The organism is Porticoccus sp., assembly GCF_041592135.1.
Lineage (GTDB): Bacteria > Pseudomonadota > Gammaproteobacteria > Pseudomonadales > Porticoccaceae > Porticoccus.
Genome location: NZ_JBFHQR010000142.1, coordinates 1 through 5874, shown reverse-complemented (window position 1 = coordinate 5874; position 5874 = coordinate 1). Strand labels below are relative to the sequence as shown.

General features: G+C 59.4%; 7 protein-coding genes and 1 pseudogene. 7 read left to right on the top strand and 1 reads right to left on the bottom strand.

The window, feature by feature from the left end; all coding sequences use genetic code 11:
• The 4 genes and pseudogenes from ABY948_RS10815 to ABY948_RS10800 form a co-directional block, all read left to right on the top strand.
• A pseudogene (locus ABY948_RS10815) lies at nt 1–176 on the top strand (YggS family pyridoxal phosphate-dependent enzyme); the annotation flags it as partial.
• Nucleotides 177–211: 35 nt separating this feature from the next.
• A complete protein-coding gene (gene proC, locus ABY948_RS10810; RefSeq protein ID WP_461482549.1) occupies nt 212–1033 on the top strand; it encodes a pyrroline-5-carboxylate reductase in 822 nt (273 codons plus the stop codon).
• A 31-nt stretch (nt 1034–1064) separates the two neighbouring features.
• Nucleotides 1065–1652, top strand: coding sequence for a YggT family protein (locus tag ABY948_RS10805; RefSeq protein WP_461482548.1), 588 nt, complete (start codon nt 1065–1067; stop codon nt 1650–1652).
• Nucleotides 1652–1945, top strand: a complete 294-nt coding sequence (locus ABY948_RS10800; RefSeq protein ID WP_461482547.1) for a DUF167 family protein — start codon at nt 1652–1654, stop codon at nt 1943–1945. Before ABY948_RS10805 ends, ABY948_RS10800 begins: the two co-directional genes overlap by 1 nt.
• Before the next feature lie 21 nt (nt 1946–1966).
• Here ABY948_RS10800 and rph read toward each other — a convergent pair whose 3' ends face one another.
• Nucleotides 1967–2695, bottom strand: a complete 729-nt coding sequence (rph, locus tag ABY948_RS10795; protein WP_461482546.1) for a ribonuclease PH — start codon at nt 2693–2695, stop codon at nt 1967–1969.
• Between the two features lie 107 nt (nt 2696–2802).
• Here rph and ABY948_RS10790 point away from each other — a divergent pair, with 107 nt between their 5' ends.
• From ABY948_RS10790 to ABY948_RS10780, 3 genes are all read left to right on the top strand, one after another.
• Nucleotides 2803–3666, top strand: a complete 864-nt coding sequence (locus ABY948_RS10790; protein WP_461482545.1) for a YicC/YloC family endoribonuclease — start codon at nt 2803–2805, stop codon at nt 3664–3666.
• 209 nt (nt 3667–3875) lie between these two features.
• Nucleotides 3876–5006 carry an FIST signal transduction protein gene (locus tag ABY948_RS10785; protein WP_461482544.1) on the top strand — a complete coding sequence of 377 codons (1131 nt, stop codon included), beginning with the start codon at nt 3876–3878 and terminating at the stop codon, nt 5004–5006.
• Nucleotides 5003–5874, top strand: an 872-nt coding sequence (locus tag ABY948_RS10780; RefSeq protein WP_461482543.1) for a PAS domain-containing protein, incomplete at its 3' end; no start/stop codon positions are given. The genes ABY948_RS10785 and ABY948_RS10780, both read left to right, overlap by 4 nt.

Sequence of the window (5874 nt, the reverse complement as noted above, 5' to 3'; positions counted from 1 at the left end):
CCTTTGCGGCGCTGGCGACACTGCTCCGCGAGTTGCGGCACTCCACTCGCCTGCCAACTTTGGATACACTGTCCATGGGCATGTCCAATGATCTGGAAGCCGCCATTGCCGAGGGGGCCACCCTGGTGCGCGTCGGCACCGCCGTGTTTGGTCTCCGGCAAGCCCACCCCCAATAACCAACTCGCCCAGTAACCGGCATCAAGGATTCTCTGTGAGCAAACCCAAACTGACTTTTATCGGCGGCGGCAACATGGCCACCAGCCTGATCGGCGGCCTAGTGGCAAAGGGCTATCCCGCTACTGCCATCACCGCTACCGACCCGCTGCCGGAAAATCGCACCAGGCTGTCCGAGCAGTTCGGCGTAGCCACCAGTGACGACAATGCCAGCGCCTGTCAAACCGCTGAGGTTATCGTCCTGGCGGTAAAACCCCAGGTCATGAAGCAGGTGGTGGAAGGTCTCGCCGGCGCATTGGGCCACCGGCCACTGCTGATTTCCATTGCCGCCGGCATCTCGATGACCTCACTGCAGCAATGGCTGGGGGGAGAGCTACCTGTTGTCCGCTGTATGCCCAATACCCCGGCACTGGTGCAGACCGGCGCGGCAGGCCTGTATGCCAACGCGGCCGTCAGCGATGTGCAGAAACAGCTGGCAGGGGATATTCTCGACGCCGTGGGCATTGCCTGCTGGCTGGAGCGGGAGGCCGACATTGATGCGGTGACCGCGGTATCCGGCAGCGGCCCGGCCTATTACTTCCTGGTGATGGAAATCATGGAGCAGATCGGTGTGGAACTGGGGCTGTCGCCGGAAGTGGCACACCAGCTGACCTTGCAAACCGCACTGGGTGCGGCAAAAATGGCCCTGGCCAGCGATGTCGACCCCGCCGAGTTGCGGCGCCGGGTGACATCACCCGGCGGCACCACCCAGCGGGCCATCGAAACCTTTCAGCAGGGTGATCTCAAGGCACTGTTTCGCCAGGCCATGGGCGGCGCCGTGCAACGCGCCCAGGAGATGGCTGACGAGTTGGCCGACTAGGTCCCCAAGCAACGACAACACAGAGCATACGATGAGCACATTTACCCAGGCGGGCACATTTCTGATTCAATCCCTCGGCAGCTTTTACCTGGCCGTGGTGATGTTGCGTTTCCTGCTGCAACTGTCCAGGGCGGATTTTTACAACCCCATTTCCCAGTTCCTGATCAAGGCCACCCACCTGCCCAGCAAACCTCTGCGCAAGATCTTTCCCACCTATCGCAGCTTTGACCTGGCCAGCCTGGTGCTGGCCCTGCTGTCACAGCTGCTGGTGATCGAAATCACCGCCCTGATCAACGGCTACGCCCTGGTGAATCTCTTCTACGCCCTGGTCTGGGGAGCGGTGGGCGCCCTGTCACTGGTGCTCAATTTTTACCTGTACGGATTGCTGATCATCATCATCGTCAGCTGGGTGGCGCCCCACAGCCAGCAACCGGCTCTGATCCTGCTGAATCAGTTGATTCGCCCGGCCATGGCGCCCTTCCAGCGCGTTATTCCACCCATGGGGGGGCTCGACCTGTCGCCGATCTTCATGTTCCTGGTGATCAATATGCTACAGATTTTTCTGAACGGCATCGCCCAGAACATCAGGCTGCCCGCTGGTATTGTGCCCGGCATCTGATGTCCGGACACTACCAGTGGCAACAGGGCCAACTGCTGCTGCACTGCCTGCTGCAGCCGCGGGCCTCGAAAAATGAAATCGTCGGGATTCAGGGTGATCGGCTGAAAATCCGCATCACCGCCCCGCCCGTGGACGGCAAGGCCAACCAGCACCTGGTCGCCCTGTTGAGCAAATGGTTCGGCGCCCCCAAGAGCGCCATCACCATTGTCCGCGGCGAAACCGGTCGGCAGAAAACCGTCGCCATCGAAAGTCCCACCCGGTTGCCCGAAGCGGCCGCCATCCCACCGGCCTGACCTCCGTGAGACAGCGCCGGACTAGCCGACCGCCTGCGCCAGCGCCATTTTCTGAACTTTCACCAGATCGGCAATACCGCGCTTGGCCAGCGCCATCATCTGCTGGAACTCCTCCTCGCTGAAGGGCGCAGACTCGGCGGTACCCTGAACCTCAATAAAACCGCCATTGCTGTTCATCACCACATTCATGTCGGTCTCGGCATTGGAATCCTCGGCGTAATCCAGATCCAGCACCGGCACACCCTGGTAGATCCCCACTGAAACCGATGCCACCATATTGGCGATCGGGTTGTTCTTGATTTTACCGCTCGCCTGTAAATGTGCCACGGCATCCGCCAGTGCCACGCAGCCCCCGGTAATGGACGCGGTGCGGGTGCCGCCGTCCGCCTGGATCACATCGCAATCCACAGTAATGGTATTTTCCCCGAGAGCTTCCAGATTGATAGCCGCGCGCAGGGAGCGGCCGATCAGCCGCTGGATCTCCAGTGTCCGGCCACCCTGCTTGCCACGGGCCGCTTCACGGGCCATGCGCTCGCCGGTGGAGCGGGGCAGCATGCCGTATTCCGCCGTTACCCAGCCCTGACCCTTGCCCCTGAGGAAACGGGGTACGGCATTCTCAATGCTGGCGGTACAAATCACTTTGGTTTCACCAAACTCCACCAGCACCGATCCCTCGGCGTGCTTGGTATAGTTGCGGGTGAGCTTGACAGCGCGGAGCTGCTCAGGGCGACGGCCACTGGGTCGAGACATGGTAATTTCCTGTTAACCGGATAAGTGGCGGCATTTTAGCGGAATTACTGGCGCTGCGCCCCCGCGTGTTACCATGGCAGTCCCTTTCTGCACTACCGGAGATCGCCGTGCCCAGCAGTATGACCGCTTTTGCCCGCCAGACTATCGAAGGCCCATGGGGCTCGGCCGCCTGGGAAATTCGCTCGGTCAATCACCGCTACCTGGAACCCGGTTTTCGGCTGCCGGAAACGGTGCGCGATATCGAAATGGCCCTGCGGGAACTGGCGCGCAAACACCTGCAACGGGGCAAGGTCGACTGTATCCTGCAACTGAATATCGCCCAGGAATCCGGCCATCTCGCCGTGAATCAGGCCCTGGCCCAGCAGTACATCGCCGCCAGCCAGCAGCTGTCCGGGCTGATGGACAACCCCGCGCCGGTTTCACCCCTCGACATCCTGCGCTGGCCCGGTGTTTTGAAGGAGCCGGAAATTGACCGGGAGCAACTCAAGCACACCCTGCTCGAGCTGTTTGGCCAGGCGCTGACGCAACTGGCGGAGGGCCGTCGCCGGGAGGGCGAGAAACTCGCCCAGCTGATCGAACAGCGGCTCGACGCCATCGCCGTGGAAGTCACCGCGGTGCGCGACAAGCTGCCCCTGCTGCTCGCCGCCCAGCGGCAAAAAATTCTCGACCGCCTGGCGGAGGTCAGCGCCAACCTCGACCAGGATCGGCTCGAACAGGAGCTGGTGCTGCTGGCCCAGAAGGCCGATGTGGATGAAGAGCTGGATCGGCTGGAAACCCACCTCGGGGAAATTCGCCGGGTCCTGAAGCGCAGCGAGCCCATTGGCCGGCGCCTGGATTTTCTGATGCAGGAGCTGAACAGGGAGGCCAACACCCTGTCCTCCAAATCCATCGCCAGCGATACCACCAACTCCGCGGTGGAACTGAAAGTGCTGATCGAGCAGATGCGCGAGCAGATCCAGAATATTGAGTAGCGCCCATTCCCGTTTGTTCACTTTCGCGACAAAGATCGCTTATGATCGGGCCTCGTTTCGCAACGGGTAAGGTCTTTTCCCGCAGCACCGCCAGCGGGAACCCGCCTTTAGCTGCGTAAAGATCGACGGCCACCGGCCGATATAACAAGAACACACCAAGCGATAACAAGAGCCAGGGGCCACCGCCTACTGGCCGCAAAGAGAATCTGATGCACGTAGAACAATATCGCGTCGAGTCCGCCGACCTGCCATCGGGTCTCAAATCCAGATCAGATAAACCAGACCTGGTGCTGATCTTCGCTTCGCCAGACATTATTTCCAGGCCGGGCTTTTTTGAGTCCGTCACCGCCACTTACCCACACAGCGCCCTGGCCGGCTGTTCAACGGCGGGTGAAATCTACCATACCCATGTTTGCGATCACGGCCTCGTGATTTGTGAAATCAGTTTCGTCTCATCCCGCTGCGCGGTGGTTTCCGAAGCCATAAACCGCCCCACAGAGTGCTATCAAGCCGGGGTAAGACTTGCCCGCAAAATGGAACTGCCCGGCTTGAAGGGCGTTATTGTTTTTGGCCCCGGGGTCGACGTTAACGGCAGCGCCATCGTCGACGGCATGGGCAGTATTTTAGGTGCCATTCCCGTCAGTGGCGGGCTGGCGGGTGATGGCGGTCTCTGGCGGCAGACCTATACGCTGACCGCCGAAGGCATTGCCTCTGCCGCGATTTGTGCCATCGGCCTCTACGGGGAGGCACTCAGCATCGAGTACGGTTCCTTTGGCGGCTGGGAACCCTTTGGCCCGCTGCGTAAAATCACCCGGCACGAGGCCAACATTCTCTATGAACTGGATAACCGGCCGGCGCTGGATCTCTACCAACAATACCTGGGGGAGTATGCCGAGCAATTGCCCGTTTCAGGACTTTACTTCCCCATGGAAATGGTGCGCCTGCCCAACAAGCAGGCGGGTATTATCCGCACCATCGCGGATGTCGATGAGGACTCGGGCAGCTTGATTCTCGCCGGCGATATGGAACCCGACAGTTACATGAGGCTGATGCACACCTCTACCGACGGCCTGATCAACGGCGCTGAAGCGGCGGCTTCACAAATTGGCTATTCCGAAAAAAACCGGCTGGCATTGGTGGTGAGCTGTTTTGGCAGGAAAGTGTTGATGGGGGATGAAGTCGAGGAGGAAATTGAAGTCGTCCGCATGCGCCTGGGGCTATCGACCACGACCACCGGCTTCTATTCCTATGGTGAAATCTGCCCCGCCCCGGACTCCCCCAGATGTCGCTTCCACAACCAGACGATGACACTGACCGTGATTACTGAAGGCTTATCATGACGCTGCAACGGCTTCTCGCAAGACAATTAACCCTGATTACCCGGGCTGAAAACGCCGAGCCACAATTGGTGGATATCCAGCAGTGGGCAAAGATGTTGGCCAGCTCGGACAATCTGGAGGAAACCCTCGGGGAGTTGCTTTCGAAAATCAACACCAGTTATTCCCGCTACGACCGGGATATCATGTTGCGCACCACCAGCTTGCTGCGCAGCCACGAGGAGCTGGAGGAAGCCAATGAACGGCTGCGCATCGAATCCGATCTGCAGAACAAATTGATCCAGACCCTCGAAGATAACATTGACAAGTTGCTGCGCTCATCGGGCAGAAAGATGGATCACAAGGCGCTGGGAGCGCACAAGTTACCCGATGTGTTTGCCCAGTTACTGCGGGAAAACCAGTACGCCAAACGCCAGCTGGAATGCCAGAAGCAGGCTCTGGATGAACATGCCATTGTGTGCATCGCCGATGCCGCGGGAAATATTAGTTACGCCAACAACAAATTGTGCGATATCACCGGCTATAAACAGAGTGAATTACTGGGCAAAAACCACCTCGTCCTGCTCTCCGACGAGCTCAGTGACGAGTTCGGCTCCCAGCTCTGGAATACCATCAGCACAGGCAACGTCTGGCACGGAGAATTCAAAAACAAAACCTGCGATGGCGGCTTTTACTGGGTCTCCGCTACCATCACGCCCATCCTGGGCGACGATGAGCAGCCGGAACAATTTATTGCCATCTGCACGGATATCACCCGCATCAAGGAAATGGAGCAGGCGCTGGAGAAGGAGCACCAGTTCCTCGACCGCCTGGCCAATACACTGGGCGAGGGAGTCTATGCGCTGGATCAAATCGGCTACTGCATTTTTGT